At 70.6% G+C, this 22875-nt stretch carries 22 protein-coding genes; 10 read left to right on the top strand and 12 right to left on the bottom strand.

Features of this window, described 5'->3' with window-relative positions; all coding sequences use genetic code 11:
- The first annotated feature begins 113 nt into the window (after positions 1-113).
- Positions 114-1319, top strand: a complete 1206-nt coding sequence (locus tag VF330_RS05040) for an MFS transporter (protein WP_330850300.1) — start codon at positions 114-116, stop codon at positions 1317-1319.
- Here the strand turns inward: VF330_RS05040 and shbA are convergent.
- The 5 genes from shbA to VF330_RS05015 form a co-directional block, all read right to left on the bottom strand.
- On the bottom strand, positions 1282-1977 hold the full coding sequence (shbA, locus tag VF330_RS05035) for an RNA polymerase sigma factor ShbA (protein ID WP_330850299.1): 696 nt from the start codon (positions 1975-1977) through the stop codon (positions 1282-1284). The genes VF330_RS05040 and shbA overlap by 38 nt on opposite strands.
- Before the next feature lie 145 nt (positions 1978-2122).
- On the bottom strand, positions 2123-3349 hold the full coding sequence (locus VF330_RS05030) for a cyclopropane-fatty-acyl-phospholipid synthase family protein (RefSeq protein WP_330850298.1): 1227 nt from the start codon (positions 3347-3349) through the stop codon (positions 2123-2125).
- Positions 3346-4026 (bottom strand): DUF1365 domain-containing protein, encoded by a 681-nt coding sequence (locus VF330_RS05025; protein WP_330850297.1) that lies wholly within the window; start codon positions 4024-4026, stop codon positions 3346-3348. Before VF330_RS05025 ends, VF330_RS05030 begins: the two co-directional genes overlap by 4 nt.
- A complete protein-coding gene (locus VF330_RS05020; RefSeq protein ID WP_414675337.1) occupies positions 4023-5315 on the bottom strand; it encodes an NAD(P)/FAD-dependent oxidoreductase in 1293 nt (430 codons plus the stop codon). Before VF330_RS05020 ends, VF330_RS05025 begins: the two co-directional genes overlap by 4 nt.
- The gene (locus VF330_RS05015; RefSeq protein ID WP_330850295.1) at positions 5254-5925 is read right to left on the bottom strand and encodes an alpha/beta hydrolase; all 672 of its coding nucleotides are present in this window, start codon (positions 5923-5925) and stop codon (positions 5254-5256) included. Before VF330_RS05015 ends, VF330_RS05020 begins: the two co-directional genes overlap by 62 nt.
- Before the next feature lie 118 nt (positions 5926-6043).
- Between VF330_RS05015 and VF330_RS05010 the strand changes: the two genes are divergently transcribed.
- The gene (locus VF330_RS05010) at positions 6044-6868 is read left to right on the top strand and encodes an alpha/beta hydrolase (RefSeq protein WP_330850294.1); all 825 of its coding nucleotides are present in this window, start codon (positions 6044-6046) and stop codon (positions 6866-6868) included.
- Between the two features lie 9 nt (positions 6869-6877).
- On the top strand, positions 6878-7447 hold the full coding sequence (locus VF330_RS05005; protein WP_330850293.1) for a nucleotidyltransferase family protein: 570 nt from the start codon (positions 6878-6880) through the stop codon (positions 7445-7447).
- A gap of 297 nt (positions 7448-7744) precedes the next feature.
- Here VF330_RS05005 and VF330_RS05000 read toward each other — a convergent pair whose 3' ends face one another.
- The 3 genes from VF330_RS05000 to VF330_RS04990 form a co-directional block, all read right to left on the bottom strand.
- Complete coding sequence (locus VF330_RS05000; protein WP_330850292.1) at positions 7745-8593, bottom strand: glycosyltransferase family 2 protein; 849 nt, start codon at positions 8591-8593, stop codon at positions 7745-7747.
- 25 nt (positions 8594-8618) lie between these two features.
- A complete protein-coding gene (locus VF330_RS04995) occupies positions 8619-9746 on the bottom strand; it encodes a glycosyltransferase family 1 protein (RefSeq protein WP_330850317.1) in 1128 nt (375 codons plus the stop codon).
- A 68-nt stretch (positions 9747-9814) separates the two neighbouring features.
- Positions 9815-10798: a glycosyltransferase family 1 protein gene (locus VF330_RS04990; protein WP_330850291.1), complete on the bottom strand. Its 984-nt coding sequence runs from the start codon at positions 10796-10798 to the stop codon at positions 9815-9817.
- Between the two features lie 20 nt (positions 10799-10818).
- Between VF330_RS04990 and VF330_RS04985 the strand changes: the two genes are divergently transcribed.
- The 4 genes from VF330_RS04985 (at position 10819) to VF330_RS04970 (ending at position 15953) form a co-directional block, all read left to right on the top strand.
- A complete protein-coding gene (locus VF330_RS04985; RefSeq protein ID WP_330850290.1) occupies positions 10819-11721 on the top strand; it encodes a glycosyltransferase family 2 protein in 903 nt (300 codons plus the stop codon).
- Between the two features lie 89 nt (positions 11722-11810).
- A complete protein-coding gene (locus VF330_RS04980) occupies positions 11811-12362 on the top strand; it encodes a hypothetical protein (RefSeq protein ID WP_330850289.1) in 552 nt (183 codons plus the stop codon).
- A gap of 3 nt (positions 12363-12365) precedes the next feature.
- Positions 12366-14861, top strand: a complete 2496-nt coding sequence (locus VF330_RS04975) for a glycosyltransferase (protein WP_330850288.1) — start codon at positions 12366-12368, stop codon at positions 14859-14861.
- Positions 14862-15953 carry a glycosyltransferase family 1 protein gene (locus tag VF330_RS04970; protein WP_330850287.1) on the top strand — a complete coding sequence of 364 codons (1092 nt, stop codon included), beginning with the start codon at positions 14862-14864 and terminating at the stop codon, positions 15951-15953.
- Positions 15954-16187: 234 nt separating this feature from the next.
- Here the strand turns inward: VF330_RS04970 and rfbD are convergent, their stop codons facing one another.
- Both rfbD and rfbB read right to left on the bottom strand, forming a co-directional pair.
- Complete coding sequence (rfbD, locus tag VF330_RS04965) at positions 16188-17036, bottom strand: dTDP-4-dehydrorhamnose reductase (RefSeq protein WP_330850286.1); 849 nt, start codon at positions 17034-17036, stop codon at positions 16188-16190.
- 3 nt (positions 17037-17039) lie between these two features.
- Positions 17040-18026, bottom strand: a complete 987-nt coding sequence (rfbB, locus tag VF330_RS04960; RefSeq protein WP_330850285.1) for a dTDP-glucose 4,6-dehydratase — start codon at positions 18024-18026, stop codon at positions 17040-17042.
- A gap of 126 nt (positions 18027-18152) precedes the next feature.
- Between rfbB and VF330_RS04955 the strand changes: the two genes are divergently transcribed.
- The 3 genes from VF330_RS04955 (at position 18153) to VF330_RS04945 (ending at position 21664) form a co-directional block, all read left to right on the top strand.
- Positions 18153-19694, top strand: coding sequence for an LCP family protein (locus VF330_RS04955; RefSeq protein ID WP_330850284.1), 1542 nt, complete (start codon positions 18153-18155; stop codon positions 19692-19694).
- 67 nt (positions 19695-19761) lie between these two features.
- Complete coding sequence (locus tag VF330_RS04950) at positions 19762-20952, top strand: LCP family protein (protein ID WP_330850283.1); 1191 nt, start codon at positions 19762-19764, stop codon at positions 20950-20952.
- Positions 20953-20962: 10 nt separating this feature from the next.
- Positions 20963-21664, top strand: a complete 702-nt coding sequence (locus VF330_RS04945) for a TIGR03089 family protein (protein ID WP_330850282.1) — start codon at positions 20963-20965, stop codon at positions 21662-21664.
- Here the strand turns inward: VF330_RS04945 and VF330_RS04940 are convergent.
- Together VF330_RS04940 and VF330_RS04935 are read right to left on the bottom strand one after the other, a co-directional pair.
- A complete protein-coding gene (locus VF330_RS04940; RefSeq protein WP_330850281.1) occupies positions 21645-22061 on the bottom strand; it encodes a DoxX family protein in 417 nt (138 codons plus the stop codon). The genes VF330_RS04945 and VF330_RS04940 overlap by 20 nt on opposite strands.
- 121 nt (positions 22062-22182) lie before the next feature.
- Entirely contained in the window at positions 22183-22863 is a 681-nt protein-coding gene (locus VF330_RS04935) for an META domain-containing protein (RefSeq protein WP_330850280.1), read from the bottom strand.
- Between the last annotated feature and the right edge of the window lie 12 nt (positions 22864-22875).

Raw genomic sequence — 22875 nt, 5'->3', positions numbered from 1 at the left:
GTCCGAGCGGCGAAACGACGGCGGTAGGGGTCGCGCCGCGGAAGATGTGTGGTTCGGGGCGGGGGCGAAACTCGCTGTCGCCGGCCGGTGCCGGTGCGCTAGGAACGTCCGTCGTGGGAGTTCCGCTCAGGAAGAACGTCCAGTTCCAGCTGCTGTGGCTCGGCGGTGCCGTGTCGCAGCTCGGCACCACGATCACCTCGCTGGCGACGCCGCTGCTGGTCATCGCCCTCACCGGCTCCCCGTTCCAGGCGGGCGCGGTCGGTGGCGCGCGGGCCGCCGCGCTGGTCGTCGCGCTCGTGCCGGCGGGTGTCTGGGTGGACCGCTGGGACCGCGGGACCACGCTCGTCTGGAGCCAGACCGTCCAGGCGGGTGCCGCCGCGGTGCTGGCGGCGACGATCCTCACCGGTCGCGCCCACCTCGTGGTCTTCCTCGTGCTCGCGGTCGTCGACGGTGTGTGCTCGGCGTTCTCCGGTCCCGCGCGGGCTACCGCGCTGCAAGCCGTGGTGCCGAAGGACCAGCTCAGGACCGCCTACGCCCAGGAAGAGGCCCGCGGCCACGCGGCACGGGTCGCCGGCCCGCCGCTGGGGGCGCTGCTCATGGCCGCCGGACGAGCGGTGCCGTTCGTCGTGGACGCCGTCACGTTCGCCGTGGCCGCGGTCTGCGCGTGGTTCGCCAAGATCCCCGCACGGACCGAGACCCGGCCACGCCAGAAGATGCGCCACGACGTCAAGGAAGCGGGTTCCTGGCTCTGGGACCAGAAGGGCCTGCGCAACCTCACCGCCGTGTTCCTCGTGCTGAACCTCCTGGGCGGCGCCACGCTGCTGCCGGTCATCGTGCTGGTGGGCGAACGCGGCGGCACCGCGCTCGACACCGGCGTCGTGTTCGCGGGCATCGGCGTCGGCGGGGTCCTCGGTTCGCTCGTCGCCCCGCGGGTGGCGCTCGCCCCCGGCAGGCTCGTGGTCCTGGTGCTGGTGGTCTTCGGCCTCTGCAACCTGGCGATGGCCCTGCCGTTCGGCGTCTTCTGGCCGTTCGCGCCCCTCGCGGTGACCGCGGTCGTCACGCCGTTGATCAACGTGGCGGTGTCCGCGCTCTACACGGAGCTCGTCCCCGAGGACATGATGGGACGCCTCGACGGCATCACCACGCTGGCCAGCCGCGTGCTGACCCCGCTGGCCCCGGCGCTCGGCGGTGTCCTGGCGGGCGCGATGGGCGGGGGTCCGGCGTTGCTCGTGACCGGTGCGCTGGTCCTGGTGACGGCGCTGGTGGCCGCGACCGCCGACCTCAGCTCTCCTCGGCGATCATCTCCCGCATCCGGGTGAGCGCCCGGTGCTGCGCCACCCGCACGGCGCCCGGCGTCGACTCGACGGCCAGCGCGACCTCCTCCGCCGACAGGCCGACGGCGACCCGCAGCACGAGGATCTCGCGCTGGCGGGGCGGCAGCTTGTGCAGCAGGCGCGTGACCTGGGCCATCATCTCGCCGTTGACGGCGTGCTGCTCGGGGCCGTCCTCCAGCGACGGGCAGTCCGGCAGCTCCGGGACGACCTCGGCGCGGTTGCGGACGGCCTTGCGGCGCGCGTCGGCGACCTTGTGCGCGGCGATGCCGTAGACGAACGCCAGGAACGAGCCCGGCTCGTAGCGGTACTTGGACAGCGCGCCCAGCACCGCGACGCAGACCTCCTGCGCGATGTCCTCGGCGGAGACCAGCGTGCGCTCGCGGCCGCCCACGCGGGCGCGGCAGTAGCGCAGGATCAGCGGCTGGATGCGGCCGAGCAGGTGCTCGACCGCCCGTCTGTCCCCGTCGAGAGCGGCGTCGACGAGATCCGCGAACTCGGCCTCGGCGAGCCACTGGCTGGTCACCGGCGCCTGGCGCACCCGACGGCGCACGGGCACCGTTGGCCGGTCCCGGACCTCCGCGCCATCACCGGGCGCGAGGACCGCGACACCACCACCGGTCCGCACGGCTGTGGGCTCAACCATCCCGGCGACCTCCTCCACTACAGCGACACTGGGGCTTCACTGGAGTAGAGAACGCAGCGAGCCATTTGATACCGCCTGCTTCCAAGAGGACCACGAAGTCCAGGCAGGTGGGACCGGCGGCACCCTTTTGAGGTAGAACGTGGTCCTAATGGCCCAGTCTTTCGGCCATGCCGAACTGCTGCACCCCGAGGTAGCCGACGCGGAACCCGGCCTCCGAGTAGGCCAGGTAGAACTCCCACATCCGGCGGAACGTGTCGTCGAAGCCCAGCTCCCGCACCTCATCCCACCGGGTGAGGAACGTGTCGCGCCAGCGCCGGAGCGTCTCGGCGTAGTCGTGGCCGAACGAGCGCGTCTCGACGATCCGCAGCCGGGTGTGGTCGCGGACCGACTCCTCGATCGAGCGAACCGACGGGATGAGGCCGCCGGGGAAGATGTACTTGTGGATCCAGGTGTAGCTGGCCTTGCTCGCGATCATGCGGTCGTGCGGCATGGTGATCGCCTGCAGCCCCACCCGGCCGCCGGGCGCGAGCACGCGGTCGAGCATCGAGAAGTACGCGGGCCAGTACTCGGCGCCGACCGCCTCGATCATCTCGACGGAGACGACGGCGTCGTACTGGCCGTGCTCCTCCCGGTAGTCGCGCAGGTGGACCGTCACCTGGTCGTGGAGGCCGGCTTCCGCCACCCGGTCCAGCGCCAGCTTCCGCTGCTCCTCGGAGATGGTCAGCGACGTGACGGTGGCACCGCGCTGAGCGGCCCGGATCGCGAGCGCGCCCCAGCCCGTGCCGATCTCCAGCACGCGGGAGCCCGAGCGCACCCCCGCGTAGTCGAGGACGCCGTCGATCTTGCGCAGCTGGGCCGTGCGCAGGTCGTCGGACGGGCTCTCGAACAGCGCCGACGAGTACGTCATCGTCTCGTCCAGGAAGACCCCGAACAGCTCGTTCGACAGGTCGTAATGCCGGTGGATGTTCTGGCGGGAGCCGGCGACGTCGTTGATCTCGGTCTGCCGCCGCTCCGCGATCCGCCGCAGCCGCTGCAGGCCGGGCGGGATCAGCGTGGAGAGCTTCGCCGCGAACACCGAGAGGACGTCCGCGAGCTCGTCGGCGTCCCAGTCGCCCACCATGTAGGCCTCGCCGAAGCCGATCTTGGCGTCGGCGCCGAGCCGGTGGAAGAACTCCGCGGGCCGCACCAGGCGCATGACCGGGCCGCCGCCTCCCCACGTCTTGCCGTCGGGCAGCTGCACGGTCACCGGCAGCGTGCGCACGGCGTTGCGGAACAGCGACTCGGCGATCCGGGCCCGCAACGGCGACCGCGGGGCGTCGAAGAGCCCCGGCCAGACGCCCTGACCCGGGCGGGGCAACGACAACGTGCTCATCCATCACTCCTGGGGATGATCGGGATGCGCCTCAGGTAGAGCGCGATTCCGTGACGGCGGATCAGCGCGGACACGCGCTGGGGCATGAGGGGGCGGCGCAGCAGCATGCGCAGCCCGGAGGTGCGGGTGCCCTTCATGGTGGCGCTGAAGGTCGTCTTCCCGTTCTGCCGCAACGCGATCGTCACGGACAGCCGGTCTCCTGGCTTCGGCAGCTTCATCACGTAGTGGCCGTCGACCTCGAGGAACGGGGAGACGTAGAACTCCTTGTCCACCGACGCCCTGCCCTGGTCGTCGGTGCGCAGCAGGTAGCAGTGACGTCCGCCGTAGGTGTTGTGCACTTCCGCGACCACGCACACGAGCTCTCCGGAGGCGTCGTGGCACCAGTACACGGAGAGCGGGTTGAAGACGTAGCCCAGCACGCGGGCGTTGGCCAGCATCTGGACCCGCCCGCCGCCCAGGTCGATGCCGTGACCGGCCAGCCACTCGTCCAGGTTCTCCCGGATCGTGCGATCGGGCGACCCGAGGTGGTCGCGCGCCTCGAACCTCGCGAACGGTTTCACCCACCAGGGCAGGCGCGGTAACTCGTCGAGGTCGACCAGCCACAGGTACGCGCGGTTGCTGAAGGAGCGGTCGACCAGCTCGCGGCGGGTGTGCGTGATGAGGACGTCGTAGATCACCAGTCGACCCCGAAGTGCCCGGCCGCGCGCACGCCGGAGGCGCAGCCGTCCTCGTGGAAGCCCCAGCCGTGGTACGCGCCGGCGTAGGCGGTCGCCGAGCTGTTGATCTCGGGCAGACGTCGTTGCGCCGCAACGGACTCCGGCGTGTAGATCGGGTGCTCGTAGGTCATCCGCGCGATCACCCGCGCCTCGTCGACGGCGTGCGGGTTGAGCGTGACGACGAACTCGCGGGGCGTGTCGAGGCGCATCAGCCGGTTCATGTGGTAACTGACCAGGACCTGGTCGCTGCTCTCGCGGCAGGCCCGCTTGTAGAGGTTCCAGGACGCTTTCGCGCCGTTCGCGCGCGGCAGGATCGACGCGTCGGAGTGCAGCCAGGTCTCGTTGCGCGAGTACTGGAACGCGCCGAGCACCTCCTTCTCCTCGCGCGTCGGGTCGGCGAGCAGGCCCAGGGCCTGGTCCGGGTGCGTGGCGACGACGACGTGGTCGGCGGTGTGCAGCACGTTGCCCTCGTCGCGGATCTCCACGCCGCCGCCGGTGCGGGTGATCGCCCGGACCGGGGTGCTGACGTGGACGGCCTTGAGGCCCTTGACCGCGCGATCGACGTACGTGCGCGAGCCGCCCACGACGGTCTTCCACTGCGGGGTGCCGCCGATCGAGAGCATGCCGTGGTTGGCGAGGAACTCGAACAGGTACCAGGCCGGGTACTTCATGCTCAGCGCCGCACCGGACGACCACACCGCGCTGACCAGCGGGATGATGAAGTGGTCGACGAAGTAGCGGGAGTAGCCGCCGATGGCGAGGAACGCCCCGAGCGTGACGTCGTGCGCCTCCTCGTGGTCGAGGACGCGCTGCGCGTGCCGGTAGAAGCGGGTGATCTCGGCGAGCATCCGCAGGTAGCGGCCGTTGGTGGCGTTCTTCGACTGGGCGAAGAGACCCGGCAGCTTCCTGGCGCCCGCGTACTCCAGGCCGCAGCCGTCGCACCGGACGCTCATCGACATCTCGGAGTCCTGAGTGGACACGCCGAGCTCGCGGAAGAGCCTGATCAGGTTCGGGTAGGTCCGTTCGTTGTGGACGATGAACCCGGAGTCGACGGCCACGCCGCCGACGTCGTGGGTGTGGGCGTGACCGCCGAGCCGGTCGTCGGCCTCGAACAGCGTGACGTCGTGCTTGCGCTGCAGCACGTAGGCGGCGGTGAGCCCGGCCACGCCTGCTCCGATGACGGCGACCTCAGCCACGCGAACCTCCCAGGGGAACGTCGAGACCGCGCGGTGAGGTCTCGTGCATCGCATTCGCGATGTCCGGCGCCATCGGTTCGAGCCCGAGCTCGCCGTGCACGAAGTCGACGACGAGCCGGGTCCAGTCGCGCGCCCGCTTGAGCATCGCGTGGCCGTCGCCGACCACGCTGAAGCGCGCCACCCGGTCCGTGACGGTCTTGGCCTGCCGCGCGAACCGCAGCGACTGCGCCGGGTCCGTCATCCGCTCCTGGTCGCCGTGCGCGATCAGCAGCGCCTTGCCCCTGAGCTGCTCGAACGGCTCACCGGGCACGAGCCACGGCGCGAGCGCGCAGACCGCGACCACGCTGGGGTGACCGGCCACGCGCAACGCCGTGCGGCCGCCCATGGAGTGGCCGACGATCACCACCGGGACGCCGGGGTGCTGCTCGGTGATCCGGTCGAGCGCCCAGCGCGCGTCCCTGACCGGGTCGAGGCTCGGGGCGTTCCAGCCGCGGACCCGGTAGCGCAGGGTCCAGACCTCGACGCCGGGTGCCCTCAGCGCGCGGGCCAGCGGGACCATCCGCAGGTACGCGAGGTTGTGGCGCCGGACGGGTTCGGTGCCGTGTTCCCGTCCGCCGTGCAGCACGAGCACGACTGCCTTCGTACCGCTCTGCGGTTTCGCCACGTCTACATGCGGATGCACGTTTGGTGTTCGTGGGGCCACCTTCTTCGGCTCGCCCGTTGAGAGCCAGCTCACACCTGCCGGGCGAACTGCCCGAGCTCACGCAGTAGGGTTCGGCCCTGTGATCGACCACATCGGCATCTCCACCGAGGCAGGCACGTTCGACGCCATCGCGTCCGGTCCCGAGGACGGCCGCCCGGTGCTGCTGCTGCACGGCTTCCCCGAGGCCGCCATCGAGTGGGAGCACCAGGTGGCGGTGCTGGGCGTGAACGGCTTCCGCGCCGTGGCCCCCGACCAGCGCGGCTACTCCCCCGGCGTCCGCCCGGAGCAGGCCTCGGAGTACACGGTCACCCACCTCGTCGGCGACGTGGTCGCGATGGCCGACGCACTCGGCTGGTCCACGTTCGACCTGGTGGGCCACGACTGGGGCGGCGCCGTGGCGTGGTGGACCGCCATCGAACACCCGGACCGCCTCCGCACCCTGTCGGTGTTCTCCACCCCGCACCCCGGCGCCCTCAAGACCGCACTGCAGACCGACGAGGAACAGCAGATGCGGTCGCGCTACATGCTCGACTGGCGCGAACGCAGCACCGAGAAGCGCATGCTCGACAACAACGCCCACGCGCTGAAGCAGATGTTCGAATGGCGCGTCCGCCCCTCCCACGTGGAGGAGTACGTCCAGCGCCTGTCCGAACCGGGCGCCCTCACCGCGGCCCTGAACTGGTACCGAGCAGGCAAACCGCACGGCGCGGCGGACAAGGTCACCGTCAAGACCATGTACGTGTGGAGCACCGAGGACGTCGCCTTCGGCTCGGTGGCCGCGTTCGAGACCGAGAAGTGGTGCACCGGCGCGTACCGCTTCGAGATGGTCGAGGACGTCAGCCACTGGATCCCCGAGGAGATCCCCGAGGCCACGTCCTCCCTGCTCCTGGAGCACCTGAACTAGATTCGCGACATGCGCGTAGCCGGTCTGTTGCTGGCCGCGGGAGCCGGACGCCGCTTCGGCTCCCCGAAGGCCCTGGTCCCGTCGAACGGCACTCTCTTCGTCGACTCGGCAGCCTCCCTGCTACGCGCCGCCGGCTGCTCTCCGGTAGTAGTCGTACTGGGCGCACAAGCAGCAGAAGTCAGGGCAAAGGCCTCTTTGGACGACGTGACCGTCGTGGACAACCCGGCCTGGAACACAGGCATGGGCTCGTCCCTACGCACAGGCCTGCACGCCGTAGGCACCCCAGACGCCGTCGTAGTACTTCCAGTGGACACCCCCGGCATGACAGTCGCCGCCCTGCACCGCCTGATGGCACTGGCCTCACCAACCGCACTGGCCCGCGCCACCTACAACGGCGAAATAGGCCACCCCGTGCTGATCGGTTCCACCCACTTCCCCGGCGTGATGGCGTCGGCAGCAGGCGACCAGGGCGCACGCGACTACCTCCAGTCGAACACCGTCCAGCACGTGGAGTGCGCCGATGTAGCAGACGGCGCCGACGTGGACCGCCCGGAGGACCTGCGCCCAGAGGCCAGGTAGCACCACATGGCGAAGGCGAAGCCGAGCAGCAGCGAAGCCGAAGGCGAGCAGTCTTGGCTTTTCGCTCTTGGCTTTTTCCATGCCCGGCAGGTGGGGTGGTCCCGTCACGAGCAGTGCTGACGCGTTTGCCGCGCCCCACGGAATCGCGCCCAACGCACGCAACAGCAAGCCGCCCAACGCAACAGGCGTGCCATCTACCTACGCACGGCGCCGGCCCGGTCCTTGATCAGCTGGCGGGGTCCGGGGCGGAGCCCCGCGCCTGAAACAGGAACAAGACCACCCAAACCCCAACCACCCTCAAGACCGGGTCAACATCCGAACCCGCAACGAAAGCCCCACCTTCAGAGCAGCCCGAAAAGGAGCCCACAGAACCCCGCGATGCCGATCAGCCAGGTACCGGTAAGCAGACCGGTGGTGCTCCCGGAGCATCCGATCGGAAGACCGGGCAGTCGAGTGCCCCCCGATGTGCACGACCTCGGCATCAGGCACGTAGACGTTCAAGTACCCGGCCCGCCCAACACGATCCCCGAGGTCAACGTCCTCGAAGTACATGAAGTACCGCTCGTCGAATCCGCCGACAGCGTCGAAAACCTCACGCCGCATCAGAAAACAGGACCCCGACAACCACTCGGCAGCGCGCTCGACCGGAGCCTGCTCCTGCCGATAGGCACGGGTCCAGGGGTTCGACTTCCACACCACGGCGAACAAAGCATGTCCGAGCCCACGCCCCAGCGAAGGCAGCAACCGCGCAGACGGGTAGACCTCCCCGGAGGGCTCCCGGATCAACGGCCCGAACATCCCGCCGGAGGGCCACCGGGCGGCGGCGTCGATCAGCACGTCGACCGATCCGGGTGAGAACTCGATGTCCGGGTTGGAGATCAGCACCCACCCGACGTCGGGTCCCAGGGCGGCGACGCCGCGGTTGGCTCCCCCGCCGTAGCCGAGGTTCCCGCCGGTCGGCACGAACGCCACCCCGTCGCGGGAGGCCGCGACGGCTTCGGGCACGCCGTCGGTGGAGCCGTTGTCGGCGAGGATCACCTGCACCGGGCGGGTGGTCGCCTTCGCGAGGGTGTCCACGAACGGTGCCAGCGTCTCGCCCGGCGAGTACGTGACCGTCACGACACCAAGTCCGTCGCCGTAGTTCACGGCCGACACACTAGTGGTGTCCGATTCACCGCCTGCGACGCACCAGAGCCGCGCGCTCGTAGGCCAGGCGGTGGCGTTCGGCGCTGACGGCCCAGGAGAAGTCCTTGGCGCGTTGCTGGCCCGAGGCGGCCAGTGCCGCGCGGCGGGCCGGGTCGTCCAGGAGGTCGGCGATCGACGCCGCTATGTCGCCCGCTCCCACGCCGCAGTACGCGACCGCCTCGCCGCCCACCTCGGGCAGCGACAGCCGCCTGGTCGTCAGGACGCACGCGCCGCACGCCATCGCTTCCAGTACGGGCAGGCCGAAGCCCTCGCCCAGCGACGGGTAGGCGACCAGCTGGGCGCCGCCGAGGAAGCCCGCCAGCTGCTCGAACGGCAGGTAGCCCGCGCGGATCACGCGGATGCGGTGCGGCACGGAGTCCAGGGCGCGTTCGACCTGGCTGTCCCAGCCCGGCTGGCCGGCCAGCACCAGGGCCGGCGGGTCCGAGCGGCCCACCATCGCCTGGGCGAAGCCGCGGATGAGGGCCGGGACGTTCTTGCGGGGTTCGAGGGCACCGAGGAACGCGACGTACTGCGTGTCCCCCAACGACAACGCGCGCCGGACCGCCAGCACCTCGTCGGGCGAGGGCGGGTGGAAGCGCTCCGTGTCGACGCCGTGCTGCGCGATGTGCAGGACCCGGCGGTCGGCGCCCGCCACGCGCACCAGCTCGTCGGCGGTCGCCTGGGACGGCACCACGCACAGCTCCGCGCGCTTCAGCGATGCCCGTGTCCAGGTGCGGAAGAAGCGGGCCTTCACCGACGAGTGCAGCACGGGGTCGGTGAAGAACGTGGCGTCGTGCAGCGTCACGACGGAGGCGGCCTTGCTGGCCACCGGGAGCGTGTAGTGCGGCGAGTGGACCACGTCGACGTTCAGCTGCCGGATGAGCCTGGGCAGCGTCGTCTGCTCCCACGCCAGGCGCGCCGTCCTGGTCGCGACGGCCTCGGCCGCGCGCACGACGCGGGCGTTCGGAGCGATCTTCGAGAACAGGTCCTCGTCGCGCGGCTGGCACACGACGGAGAGCCTGGTGCCGTCCGCGTCCAGGGCCGCGACCAGCGAATCCACGTACCTGCCGACGCCACCTCGGTCCGCGGGCACGGCGGTGGCGTCGATCAGCACGCTGGGTTCGTCGGTCGACACGATCAGCTAGCGTAATGTCATTTGCGAAAGCGTTAAGAGGGAATGCGCTAATCCGGCTGTACAGCATGGGCGCCCCAGACACCCTCCGCCGTCTTTTCCCAGGTGAACTCACTCGCGCGGGTGATCCCGGCCGCCACGGTGTGATCTCGATCGGCCAGCACGGCCCTCAGACCTTCCGTCAACGACGCCAGGTCACCCCTGCGCACGACCGTGCCCGCGCCGCCCGCGACCTCCACCAGAGCGGGGTCGTCGGAGTGCACCACGGGCACGCCCGCGGCCATCGCCTCCAGCACCTGCAGCCCGAACCCCTCGGCGAGGCTCGGCGCGGCCAGCACGGACGCCCCGGCCAGCACGGACGCCAGCCGCGCGTCGGAAACCCTGCCCAGCAACGTCACGTGCGGCGCGCTCAGCGAGATCCCGCCCCACCCCTGCGGGCCGACGACGACCAGCGGCACCCGGAGCCGTTCGGTCGCCCGCACCAGCAGTTCGAAGCCCTTGCGCGGCTCGATCGTGCCGATCGCGAGCACGTAACCGGGTGCGAGGTCCTCCGGCGGCGGGCCGACTAGCCGCGTCACGCCGTTCGGCACCACGTGCACCGGGACCTCGACGCGGACGCGTTCTTCCAACTGAGACGCGACAGCTCTGGTCGGCACCACCAACGCGCGGGCATCCAGCGCGGCACGGGCGATCACCTTGCGGTGCCACGCCACACCACGCGGCGTCAACGTCTCGGGGTGCGTCCACGGCACCACGTCGTGCACGGTCACCACGGCGCCGGGCAACGGCGCGAGCGGCGTCGGGGCGTGGACGTGCGGTCCGAGCCGGGGCGGGAGTCCGCGCTCCCACAACGCCACCAGCGCCCGCCGGGGCAGCCTGAGCACGCGGTCGGCGTTCGCGGTGGCCGCGGAGACCACGGACCAGCCCTCGGGGGCGGTCCCGGCCAACGCCTGGAACAACTCCGCGGTGTAGCGGCCGGTACCACCGGGGACCGGCGCGTTGAGTTGCTCGGTCAGCACTACTAGCTCGGGCACGTCGCGTACCGTCTCACGCCGTGTCGGCACTCAGCACCGTGGTGGTCGTGACGTGGCGGGGCCGTGACCACATCACGGCGTGCCTGGACGCCCTCAAGGCCCAGAAGAGTCCACACAGGACGATCGTCGTCGACAACGCGTCCGACGACGGCACGGCCGCGCTGATCAGCGGGCACGAGGTCGTCAGGCTGCCGAGGAACCGCGGGTACGCCGGCGGTCTCGCCGCCGTGCTGGACGCCGTCGACACCCCGTACGTCGCGTGGCTCAACGACGACGCGGTCCCGGACCCGTCCTGGCTGACAGAGCTGGAGAGCGCTCTCGCGAAGGACCCCGGCGCGGCCGCCGCCACGTCGTCGATCCTGCTGACGGACGGCTCGACGCAGTCCGTCGGCGTGGCGCTGACCGCGGACGGCCACGGCAGGGACGTCGTGCTGGCGGGCCGCGAGGTGTTCGGGTTCTGCGGCGGCGCGGCACTGCTCAGGACCGCCGAGCTGAAGGCCGCCGGCGGGGTCCCGGCGAGCTTCTTCTGCTACTACGAGGACACCGACACGGCCTGGCGGCTGCGGCTGGCCGGGCACCGGGTGATCTCCGTCGGACCGGCGCGGGTCCGCCACCGCCACGGCGCCAGCACGCGTCCCGGCTCCCGGCTCTTCCACCGCTGGAACGAGCGCAACCGGCTGCTCATGCTCCTGCGCTGCGCCCCGGCGCGGGTCGCCTTCGCTCAGCTGGCCCGGTTCGCGGCGATCACGGCGCTGCTGCCGTTCCGCAAGAACGCCCCGCAGGCCGCCAACTTCCGCCTCGGCCTGCGCGCCCAGGTGCTCGCGGAGGTGCTCCTCCGGCTTCCCGCCACCCTCGTCCAGCGGCTCACCATCACGACGAAGACCCCGCGCGGCCGCGTCTGGCAGGACTGGGCGGGTCGCTGACCGACCGGCCGCAACCCGCGGCCGGTCACGCGCGTCCCCGGAGCGATGACTCTCATGGTTCCGGTCGCCCGGCTGCTCGGGAAGCAGCCGTGAGGCGGCCCGTCGCGCTCATCGCCGCGGGGCTCGCCGCGATCGCCGCCGCGGTCGTGCTGGGCGCCGTCGTGCCCGAGCGGTACCAGCTCGCGGTGCTGGCCCCGTGCTGCCTCGGCTCGCTCGCGTTCGCGTGGGGCGTCGGCGAGCTCGGCCCGCCGTGGCTCGTGCTCCCCGCCCTCATGGTCGTTGTCCCCGGCACCGCCGTGCTCGTGAGCGACGGTCACCGCGCGTTGATGGACGTGCTCGCCACACCGCAGACGTGCGTCATCCGCGGCGTCGAGGACGTGCCCGGACCGGACAACCCCGCGTTCGTCCACCGCGTCAGCTGCCCCGACGGCGCCGAGCTGCGGATCGTGGTGCCGGGCGAGCAGGAGAAGAAGATGCTGCCTGGTCCGGCGACCGTGCTGCGCCACCCGGTGATGCGCCCGCTGCTCGCCGACCGCAACGACTGGTCCGCCGAGTGGGTCTTCGGCGTGCCGCTCGGCGTCCTGTTGCTCCTGATCTGTGCAACCACACTGCGGGCGCGCAGAGTGATGAGGCAGGCTTAGCGCGTGGATCGAGCATCACTGCCCGCCGTCTCCGTCGTCGTCGTCAACTACCGCGGCGCCGAGGACACCATCACCTGCGTGCGCGGCCTGGCCGAGGTGGACTACCCGGCCGAGCTGCTCCAGGTGGTCGTCGTCGACAACGAGGCGCACGACACCGCACGGCTCAGGCAGGAGCTGGGCGGGCAGCCCGGCGTCAAGATCGTCACCGACGACCGGAACCTCGGCTTCGCGGGCGGCTGCAACCTCGGCGTCGAGCACGCCACGGGTGACGTGCTCGCGTTCCTCAACAACGACGCCCGTGCAGACCGCGACTGGATCAAGACCGCGATCAGGGTCTTCCACGCGGAACCGTCGGTCGGCGCGGTCGCGAGCAAGGTGCTCGACTGGGACGGCGAGAAGATCGACTTCGTCGACGGCGGCCTGACCTGGTTCGGTATGGGCTACAAGCGCCACGTCGGCACGGTCGACGACGGCAGCCACGACGCCCCGCGCGACGTGCTGTTCGGCACGGGCTCGGCGCTGTTCGTGCGCGCGGAGCTCTACCGCGAGCTCGGCGGGTTCGACGAGCGGTTCTTCATGTTCTACGAGGACGTCGACCTCGGCTGGCGGATGAACCTGCGCGGCTGGCGCGTCCGCTACGAGCCCGCGTCGCTCACGTTCCACCGCCACCACGCGTCGATGAGCTCGATCGACCACAGCCGCGAGCTGTACCTGCTGGAGCGCAACGCGCTGGCGACGCTCTACAAGAACTTCTCCGACGAGACCCTGGCCCGCGTGCTGCCGGCCGCCCTGGCGCTCGTGGTGCGCAGGGCGACCGCGCGCGGCGAGATCGACGCGAGGCAGCTGGAGATCACCCGCCGCCCGGCCGACCCCGCCGACGACCGCAGGCCCGCGGAGATCCCCCGGCAGTCGCTCGCCGGCTTCCTCGCGATCGACCAGTTCGTCGAGATGATGCCGAAGCTCGCCGAGTCCCGCCGCGTCGAGCAGGCCTCGCGGCGGATGTCCGACGTCGACCTGGTCCCGTTGATGCGCAAGGCGCTGGAGCCCGCGTACGACATCCCGCGCTACCTCGTGGCGCACGACATCCTGGTCGAGGCGCTCGGCATCGACGAGGTGTTCGGCAAGCCGCGCAAGATCCTGGTGATCACCGGGGACGCGATCTCCGAGCGCATGGCGGGCCCGGCGATCCGCGCGTGGCACATGGCGGACGTGCTGTCCGGCGAGCACGAGGTCCGGCTGATCACGACGAACCCGTTGTGCGACCCGCCGGACGCGCCGTTCACCATCGAGGGCGTCAAGCTCAAGCAGCTGCCGGAGAACGTCCGGTGGGCGGACGTGATCGTGTTGCAGGGCCACGCGCTGGAGATGGCTTCGGAGCTCAAGCAGCCGGGCAGCACCAAGATCGTGGTCTGCGACATCTACGACCCGATGCACCTGGAGCTGCTGGAGCAGGGCAAGGACGACAGCGACGAGAAGCGCGCCGCCGACCTGAAGAGCGTCACGCGCGTGCTGACGAACCAGCTGGAGCGCGGCGACTTCTTCCTGTGCGCGTCCGAACGCCAGCGGCACTTCTGGCTCGGCCACCTGGCCGCGCTGGGCCGGTTGACGCCGACGCTGTACGACAACGACCCGACCACGCAGTCGCTGCTCGGGATCGTCCCCTTCGGACTGTCGGGCAAACCGCCGCAGCGCACCGGTCCCGCGATCAAGGGCGTGGTCCCCGGTGTCGAGGACTCCGACAAGGTCGTGATCTGGGCCGGCGGCGTCTACTCGTGGTTCGACCCGCTGTCGTTGATCAGGGCGATGGACCACCTGCGGCAGCGGCAGCCGTCCGCGAAGCTGTACTTCCTCGGGATGAAGCACCCGAACCCCGAGGTCCCGGACATGGACATCGCCGGCCAGACGCGCTCGCTCGCCGCGTCGCTGGGGCTGACCGGCGAGAACGTGTTCTTCAACGACGGGTGGGTGCCCTACACCGAGCGGCAGAACTGGCTGCTCGACGCGAACTGCGGCGTCACCACGCACTACGAGCACGTGGAGACCACGTTCGCGTTCCGCACGCGGGTGCTCGACTACCTGTGGGCGGGGCTGCCGATCGTCACCACGTCCGGCGACTCGTTCGCGGACCTGGTGCAGCGGGAAGGACTGGGCGTCGTCGTGCCGCCGGAGGACCCGGAGGTACTGGCCGACGCGCTGGAGAAGGTGCTCTACGACGAGGAGTTCGCGGCGTCGTGCCGCGAGCGCATCGCCGTCGTCCGTGAGCGGTTCACCTGGGAGACGGCGCTCGCGCCGCTGGCGGAGTTCTGCCGCAACCCCAGGCCCGCCGCGGACCGTCTGTCCGGCTCTGCCCCCATGGTGCGCACGCCGGGGCTGAGCACGACGGACAAGGTGAAGCGGGACCTGCGGCTGGTGCGCGAGTACCTGGACGCGGGCGGCCCGACCGAGTTGGCCAAGCGGGCGTCGGGGCGCCTGCGCAAGATCGCGCGTGGTGGCAGGTAGATGGCGAGATCCCCGAAACCCCTCTCGGTGCTGCTGGACGGCACCCCCCTGCTCGGTCACCGGACCGGGATCGGCCGCTACACGGCGGCACTGGCCGAAGAGCTGGCCTCCATGCCCGGCGAGGTCGACGTGCGGGCGGTCGCCTTCACGTTGCGCGGCTGGCGCGCGTTGCGGACGGTGCTGCCGCACGACGTCACGGCGCGAGGCCTGCCCGTCGCGGCACGGGCGCTGCGGGCGATGTGGCTGCGCGCCCCGTTCCCGCCCGTCGAGTTCCTGACGGGCTTCTCGAACGTGATGCACGGCACGAACTTCGTGCTGCCGCCGACGTTGCGGGCGGGGAAGGTCGTGACGATCCACGACCTGGCGTTCCTGGACGCGCCCGGCGACCTGCCGCCGTCCGACCGCCGGCTCCCGGAGCTCGTGCGGCTGTCGGCGCAGCGGGCGGACGTGATCTGCACGCCGACCGCGGCCGTCGCGACCGTGGTGGCCGACCGGTTCTCGGTGCCGCTGGAGAAGATCGTCGTGACGCCGCTCGGCGTGGACCCCGCGTGGTTCGCCTCGCGGCCGCCGTCGCCGACGTTGCGCGGACGGCTCGGGCTGCCGTCGGAGTACCTGCTGTTCGTCGGCGCCAACGGGCCGCGCAAGGGCCTCGAGTACCTGATCAAGGCGCACGCGTCCGACCCCTCACTGCCGCCGCTGGTGCTCGTGGGCCCCGGCCGGTCCGGTGTGGACGGTCGGGTGCTGCGGACCGGGTACCTGTCGGACGTGCACCTGCGGTCGGTCGTCGCCGGCGCCACGGCGCTGGTGCTGCCGTCGCGGGACGAGGGCTTCGGCCTGCCGGTGCTGGAAGCGCTGGCCTGCAACGTTCCCGTGGTGTGCTCGGACGTGCCGGCGTTGCGCGAGGTGGCCGGCGGCCACGCGTTGCACGTGCCGGTGGGTGACGTCGAGGCGCTGGCCGACGGGCTGGCGCAGGCCGTCGCAGCTCCGGGGACCCCGGAGGCGCAGTCCGAACGACGGGCGCACGCGGCCGGGTTCACCTGGCGGCGGTGCGCGGAGAAGACGGTCGAGGCGTACCGGCTCAGCAGGGCGTGAAGCCGGTGCAGGGCGTCAGGAAGACCTGACGCCCCAGCGGTCTCACCGGGCGTGCGGCCTCGGCGACTGCTTGTCGAGCTGGCTCAGCGACACCTGTCGCGAGCCCGTGACAACAGCGGCGCACTTCAGGAAGCGCTGCCGGTCGGAATCCGTTGTCGCGGGCCGCCGATCATCGCGCCCGGAATCGAACATGCCGACCAGGCTGCCGCACCTGGGACGACCGTGCCAGACCGGTCACCCCAATGGCGCAGCACCCGTACGGGGAGCGACCACTCCCGCCCGGAAAGCGGCCGTCAGGGCGTCGCGCCAGTGCGGCAACGGGCGCAGTCCCGCTGCTGCCCAAGCTTCGCCGGACAACACCGAGTAGGCGGGACGCGGTGCCGGGCGCGGGAACTCGGCCGTGGTGCAGGGCCGCACGCGGTCCGGATCGGCACCCAGTTCCTCGAAGACGGCCCTCGCGAACCCGAACCACGTCGTCTCGCCGCCGCCGGTCGCGTGCAGCAGCCGCTGCTCGGGCAGCACCGAGGCCAGTTCGAGGAGCCCGGCCGCCAGGTCGTGCGACCACGTCGGCGAGCCCGTCTGGTCGTCCACAACGGACAGAGACGGCTTCGAGGACTCCAGTGCCGCCATGGTCTTCACGAAGTTCGAGCCGTGCACGCCGTAGACCCACGCCGTCCGCACGACCCAGCCACCCGCCTCCAGCACGCGGCGTTCGCCTTCGAGCTTCGTGCGGCCGTAGGCGGTCTTCGGGCCGACTGGATCGGACGGCTCGTACGGCCGTACCGCGTCACCGGAGAACACGTAGTCGGTGGAGACGTGGATCAGCGGAACGCCCGCGGACGCGCACGCCTCGGCCAGCAGGCCGGGACCGACGGCGTTGACCGCGAACGCGCGGTCCTCGTCGGTCTCGGCCGCGTCCACGGCGGTGTAGGCGGCGCAGTTGACGACCGCGGTGGCGCCGGCGAGGTCCGCGGCGGTCACCGAGGTCACGTCCAGCTCGGCGGAGGACACCGCGCGGACGTCGGGGGACAGTGCGGCGAGGTCGTGGCCGAGCTGGCCGCGACCACCGGGAACGAGGATCAACGCTCAGCCCTTCGCCAGCCGGGCGCGCTCCTTGAGCGGCTCCCACCAGGCGCGGTTCTCGCGGTACCACTCGACGGTGTCCGCGAGGCCGACGGCGAAGTCGACCCTCGGCGCGTAGCCCAGCTCCGAGGCGATCTTGGAGATGTCGACCGAGTAGCGGCGGTCGTGGCCCTTGCGGTCCTCCCACGGCTCGACGAACGACCAGTCACGCCCCGTGGCGGCCAGCAGCCGCTCGGTCAGCTCGCGGTTGGTGAGCTCGGTGCCGCCGCCGATGTTGTAGATCTCACCGGGCCTGCCGCCCTCGGCGACGAGCTGGATGCCGCGGCAGTGGTCGTCCACGTGCAGCCAGTCGCGGACGTTCAGGCCGTCGCCGTAGAGCGGGACCTTCTCGCCGTCGATCAGGTTGGTGACGAACAGCGGGATGACCTTCTCCGGGAACTGGTACGGCCCGTAGTTGTTCGAACACCGCGTGATGCTGACGGGCAGCCCGTGGGTGCGGTGGAACGCGCGCGCGAGCAGGTCGGAGGAGGCCTTCGACGCCGAGTACGGCGAGTTCGGCTCCAGGACGTGGTCCTCCGACCACGATCCGTCCTCGATCGAGCCGTAGACCTCGTCGGTGGAGACGTGGACGAACCGCCCGACGCCCGAGTTGAGCGCGCCCTGCAGGAGGGTCTGCGTGCCGAGGACGTTGGTCAGCACGAAGTCCGCGGACCCCGTGATGGACCGGTCGACGTGCGACTCGGCGGCGAAGTGCACGACGACGTCGACGCCCTTCATCTGCTCCTCGACCACGGCCGCGTCGCAGATGTCGCCCTGCACGAACTCGAACTTGCCCGCGACGGCCGCGAGGTTGGTCTCGCTGCCCGCGTAGGTGAGCTTGTCGAGCACCACCACTTCGGCACCGGCGAACGCCGGGTAGGACCCGCTCACCAACTCCCGCACGTAGTGCGAGCCGATGAACCCGGCCCCACCTGTCACCAGTACACGCATGCCTTTTCCTCCTGTGGTGTTCCCCGCTCGCAGTCTGTCACGTGGGTAATCGCTGCAACCCACAGCAATGTCACGTCGTTTGTCTTATAAACGACTAAACTCGGTGTGGTGGGGGAGGAAACGGCGGTGGAAGGCAGAAGCCAGCCGGTCAGGGTGGTCGGCGCCCGGCCGTCGGCGTCTTTCCGCGCGTTCCTGGTGACCGGGAAGATCTTCGTCTCGCTGGTCTCCGTGGCTGTGCTCCTCGTCACGTCGTACGGGTGGGTCAAGCTGCGGTCCGCCAACGACGGGATCGTGAAGACCGAGGTCATCTCCGACGAGCTCACCAAGCAGGGCCCCAAGCCGCTCGACGGCGCGGTCGACATCCTCCTCGTCGGCATGGACAGCCGCACGGACGCGCAGGGCAACCCGCTGTCGGACGAGGTGCTGGCCATGCTCAACGGCGGCATCGCCGACGGCGAGCAGAACACCGACACCATGATCCTCGTGCACATCCCGGTCGACGGCACGCGCGCCGTCGCCATCTCGTTCCCCCGCGACTCCTACGTCGAGATCGCGGACGGGTTCGGCAAGCACAAGATCAACTCGGCCTTCGCCCGCCAGCGCAACACCGTCGACCAGGAGCTGCGGTCACAGGGCGTGACGGACGAGCAGCGCATCCGCACCGAGTCGATGGCCGCCGGCCGCAAGACGTTGATCAAGACGATCGAGGGCCTGTCCGGCAACCAGGTCAGGATCGACCGCTACGCCGAGGTCAACCTGGCAAGCTTCTACGAGGTCACCAAGGCCATCGGCGGCGTCGAGGTGTGCGTGAAGGAACCCACCTCCGACACCGACTCGGGAGCGGACTTCCAGGCGGGCGCGCAGATGATCGAGGGCGCGCGGGCGCTGTCGTTCGTGCGCCAGCGCAAGAACCTGCCCGGCGGCGACCTCGACCGCATCGTGCGGCAGCAGGTGTTCATCGGGGCGCTGGCGAAGAAGGTGCTGTCGACCGGCACGCTGACCGACTCGTCGAAGCTCAACGGGCTCGTCGAGGCCGTGCAGAAGTCCGTGATCCTCAGCTCCGGCTGGGACATCACGACGTTCGCCGAGCAGATGCAGGGCCTGGTGGGCGGCAACTTCGAGTTCAAGACCATCCCCGTCGGTGAGCCGACGGACACCTACAGCGACGGCAACGTGCTGCCGGTGAACCAGGCCGAGGTGCGCAAGTTCCTCACCACCCTCGCCGCGGAGAAGCCCAGGACGAGCGGCTCGGCGACGGTGACGACGACCACTCCGCCCGCTCCCCCGGCGTCGTCGATCACCGTGCAGGTGTTCAACGCGGCGAACGTCCAGGGGCTCGCGACCCAGGTGATGACCACGCTGTCCACCAAGGGTTTCCAGCGCGGTCAGGTGGGCTCGGCGCCGGCCAGCGACACCACGGTCGTGCGGTACGCGGCCGGCGAGGAGGGCTCGGCGCGCAAGGTCGCGGCGGAGCTCGGCGCCGACGTCGCGGTCGAGGAGAGCGCGTCCGTCCAAAAGGGACAGGTGCAGGTGTACGTCGGGACGGACTACCGGCCGTTGGACGACACCGAGGACGTGGACCCGCAGAACGCGCCGGGCACCCCGTCCGCTCCGGTCACGAGCAGCACTCCGCCGATCACGGCGGGTGGACTGGTCTGCGTGAACTGAAATCCCGGCGTAACGGCCCTCCGATAGTTACGCTGAGAGAGCAGATTCAGCACCTGGAGGACCGACAGTGAGCGCCGCCGCACGCGCGAAGAAGACCGCCCTGGTCGCCGGCCGGACGGCCGTCGCGCTCGTCGCCGTGGCGACCCTGGTGTTCTCCGGCTACTTCTGGACGGCGCTGCGGCTGGTGAAGCAGAACACCAACACCACGCAGATCCTCGAGGTCCTGGAGGACATCCCGAACTCGCCGCCCGTCGAGGACGGCGCGGTCGACGTCCTGCTGGTGGGCAGCGACAGCAGGACGGACGCCCAGGGCAGGCCGCTTCCCGCGGACGTGCTGCGCAAGCTGCGCACCGAGGGCACCGACACGGTGAACACGGACACGATCATCGTGATGCGGATCCCGCGCAACGGCGGCAAGGCGAGCGCGATCTCCATCCCGCGCGACACCTACGTCCCGATCGCCGGCTACCGCGAGGACAAGATCAACTCCGCGTACGGCGCCGTGAAGTACCTCACGGCCGAACGGCTCCAGGCCGAGGGCGTGACCGACCAGGCCGAGCGCGAGCTCAAGTCCGACGAGGCTGGCCGCAAGGCGCTGGTGCAGGCCGTGCAGGACCTCACCGGGATGCGCGTCGACCACTACGCGGAGATCAACCTCTACGGCTTCTACCTGCTGACCGAGGTGATCGGCGGCGTGCAGGTGTGCCTGAAGGCGGGCACGTCGGACCCCAACTCCGGCGCGAACTTCCGCGCGGGCCCGCAGACGATCTCGGGCGGTGACGCGCTGTCGTTCGTGCGGCAGCGGAACATGCCGGGCGGTGACCTCGGTCGCATCGCGCGGCAGCAGGTGTTCATGTCGCAGGCGATGAAGCAGCTGCTGTCCGCGGGCACGTTCACCGATCCGACGAAGATGAACGGACTGCTGGACGCCGTGTCGAAGTCCGTCGTGGTGGACGAGAAGCTCGACCTCGCGACGCTGGCGACGCAGGCCCAGGGCCTCGCGTCGGGCAACGTGGAGTTCGCCACGATCCCGGTGACGAACATCGACGCCCGCAACGAACGCGGCCAGAGCGTGGTCACGGTCGACCGGGACGCGGTCAAGGCGTGGGTGGCGCAGCTGATCGGCGAGACGCCCAAGCCAGTGCCGTCCTCGACGACCCCCACGTCGCCCGCGCGGTTCGGCCCTGGGAAGCTGCTCTCGCTGGACGGCCTCCCCGCCGTCGCGGCAGCCCGCCAGGATGTGCCCTGCGTCGACTAGGAGTGACCGCGTGAGCGTGACCGAGATCCTCTTCACGCCCCTGCTGAAGGCCGACTCCGGCCGTCCGCTGATCACGCACTACGACGACGCGACGGGCTCGCGGGTCGAACTGTCCCGCGCGACGGTGAAGAACTGGGCCGCGAAGACGGCGAACTGGCTGCGTGACGAGCACGACGTCGAGCCGGGCGACACGGTGGCCGTGCTGCTGCCGGCGCACTGGCAGACCGTGGGCGTGCTGCTGGGCGCATGGTGGTGCGGTACCCGTGTCGTGGTCGGCGCGGGTTCCGGCGCCGCGAAGGTGGCGATCGTGCCGCCGGGTGGCACGGCGGACGCGGACGTCGTGGCCGTGGCGTCGCTGCACCCGCTGGGACTCGGGTCCGGTGCCCCGGTCGACTACTCCGACGACGTGCGCGTGCACGGCGACGACTTCCTGCCGTGGGAACCGGTTCCCGGCTCGGCACCCGCCCTCGGCGAGTCCACTGTGGACGATGTGGTGGCGGCGGCGCGCGAGCTCGGCGCGAAGCTGGGCGGCGAACCGCGCGTGCTGTCCACTGTGGAGTGGGACTCGGCGACAGCGGTGCTGGAGGGTTTCCTCGCGGTGCTCGCGGCCGGCGGGTCGATCGTGCAGGTCAGCAATCCCGACGCGGGCCGGTTGGCCGCGCGCCGGGACGCAGAGAAGGTCACGCAGGAGATCACACCGCCGCGGGGTTGAGCACCTTGTTGTTCTTGAACAGCACGCGGTCCAGCGCGTAGGCGCCACCGTTGAAGCCGAGCACGAGCGCGGCCGCGCCGAGGGCGATCACCAGCTCGGAACCGCCCTCGCCGATGAGGCCGTTGGGCAGGTGGACGAGGACCCAGGCGCCGATCATGTCGAGGGCGAGCAGCACACCGACGACCGGCAGCGCGACGCCGGCGATCAGCAGGACACCGCCGACGAGCTCGACGGACGCGGCGAACCACGCGGACAGCGTCGGGAGCGGCACGCCCATCTTGTCGAACGAACCGGCCGTGCCCGCCATGCCGAACTCGGTGAACTTCTGCCAGCCGTGGGCGATGAAGATGACACCGATGGCGATGCGGCCGATGAGCGCGGTCACGTCCTTGAGCATGGTTCCTGTTCCCCGATCCTGTCGTCCAGCTGGTCGTTCAATTCCGAACCAAAGCTAGTGCAGATTTGAACGACCTCATGATTTCGACAGGATTCGCACAGCAAGTCCTTAGGTTCCCAGGTCAGCGTTCCTTCTCCAGCCTCACGCCGTCGCCGGCGGCATTCGTGAGCGCCAGCGCCTGACCGTCCACTGTGAACTTCGACTGGCCGCGAAGTGCCTCTGCCACAGCCTTTTCGACGGCCATCTCGTCCGGTCCACACGCCTTGTCCGTCAGGACCAGCTGGTCGAACGTGATCTCGGCACCCTGCACCCGATATCCCGCGGAGCCGGAGTTGCACCCGGCGGACACCTCGACGCGGCCGTCCTGGAACGCCAGCGTCGCAACGACTCCGCCCGGCACCGACGACGCGGTGTCACCGGCGACCAGCGTGTCGACCGTCCACTTGCCACCTTCGAGCGCCGCGGGCACCTCGGGCGCGAGCACGATCTCCGCGTCCGCGCCGGTGACGACGAGGTTCGCGCCGTCCATCCGCCAGGACGGCGTGGCGCTCAGGAAGTTCGAGAGCCACTCGTCCTGGGCGTACCGGCCAGGACCGGGGCACCCCATCGCGGTCATGTCGAGCTCCGACACCGACAGCTTGCCGTCGTCCAACGACACGGGACTCTGCATCTGGTTGCAGCCGGCGTGGGCGAAGAGCCTGCCGTCCTCGGTGAACGTCAGCCGCACCCTCGTCCCGTCGACGAGCGCGCGCGGCTTGCCCTGCTCGGTGACGGACGTGGAGTGGAAGACCTTCCCCGCCAAGCCCGTTCCCGC

Source organism: Lentzea sp., assembly GCF_036380075.1.
GTDB lineage: Bacteria > Actinomycetota > Actinomycetes > Mycobacteriales > Pseudonocardiaceae > Lentzea.
The sequence above is the reverse complement of the archived record's forward strand: the minus strand, read 5'-3'. Positions and strand labels throughout refer to the sequence as shown.

What these genes read in the sequence shown, in the direction of transcription:
- rfbB (WP_330850285.1), bottom strand. Translation starts at nt 18,026, where the DNA reads ATGCGTGTACTGGTGACAGGTGGGGCCGGGTTCATCGGCTCGCACTAC.
- VF330_RS05030 (WP_330850298.1), bottom strand. Translation starts at nt 3,349, where the DNA reads ATGAGCACGTTGTCGTTGCCCCGCCCGGGTCAGGGCGTCTGGCCGGGG.
- VF330_RS05005 (WP_330850293.1), top strand. Translation starts at nt 6,878, where the DNA reads ATGCGCGTAGCCGGTCTGTTGCTGGCCGCGGGAGCCGGACGCCGCTTC.
- VF330_RS05020 (WP_414675337.1), bottom strand. Translation starts at nt 5,315, where the DNA reads ATGCGATGCACGAGACCTCACCGCGCGGTCTCGACGTTCCCCTGGGAG.
- shbA (WP_330850299.1), bottom strand. Translation starts at nt 1,977, where the DNA reads ATGGTTGAGCCCACAGCCGTGCGGACCGGTGGTGGTGTCGCGGTCCTC.
- VF330_RS04940 (WP_330850281.1), bottom strand. Translation starts at nt 22,061, where the DNA reads ATGCTCAAGGACGTGACCGCGCTCATCGGCCGCATCGCCATCGGTGTC.
- VF330_RS04970 (WP_330850287.1), top strand. Translation starts at nt 14,862, where the DNA reads ATGGCGAGATCCCCGAAACCCCTCTCGGTGCTGCTGGACGGCACCCCC.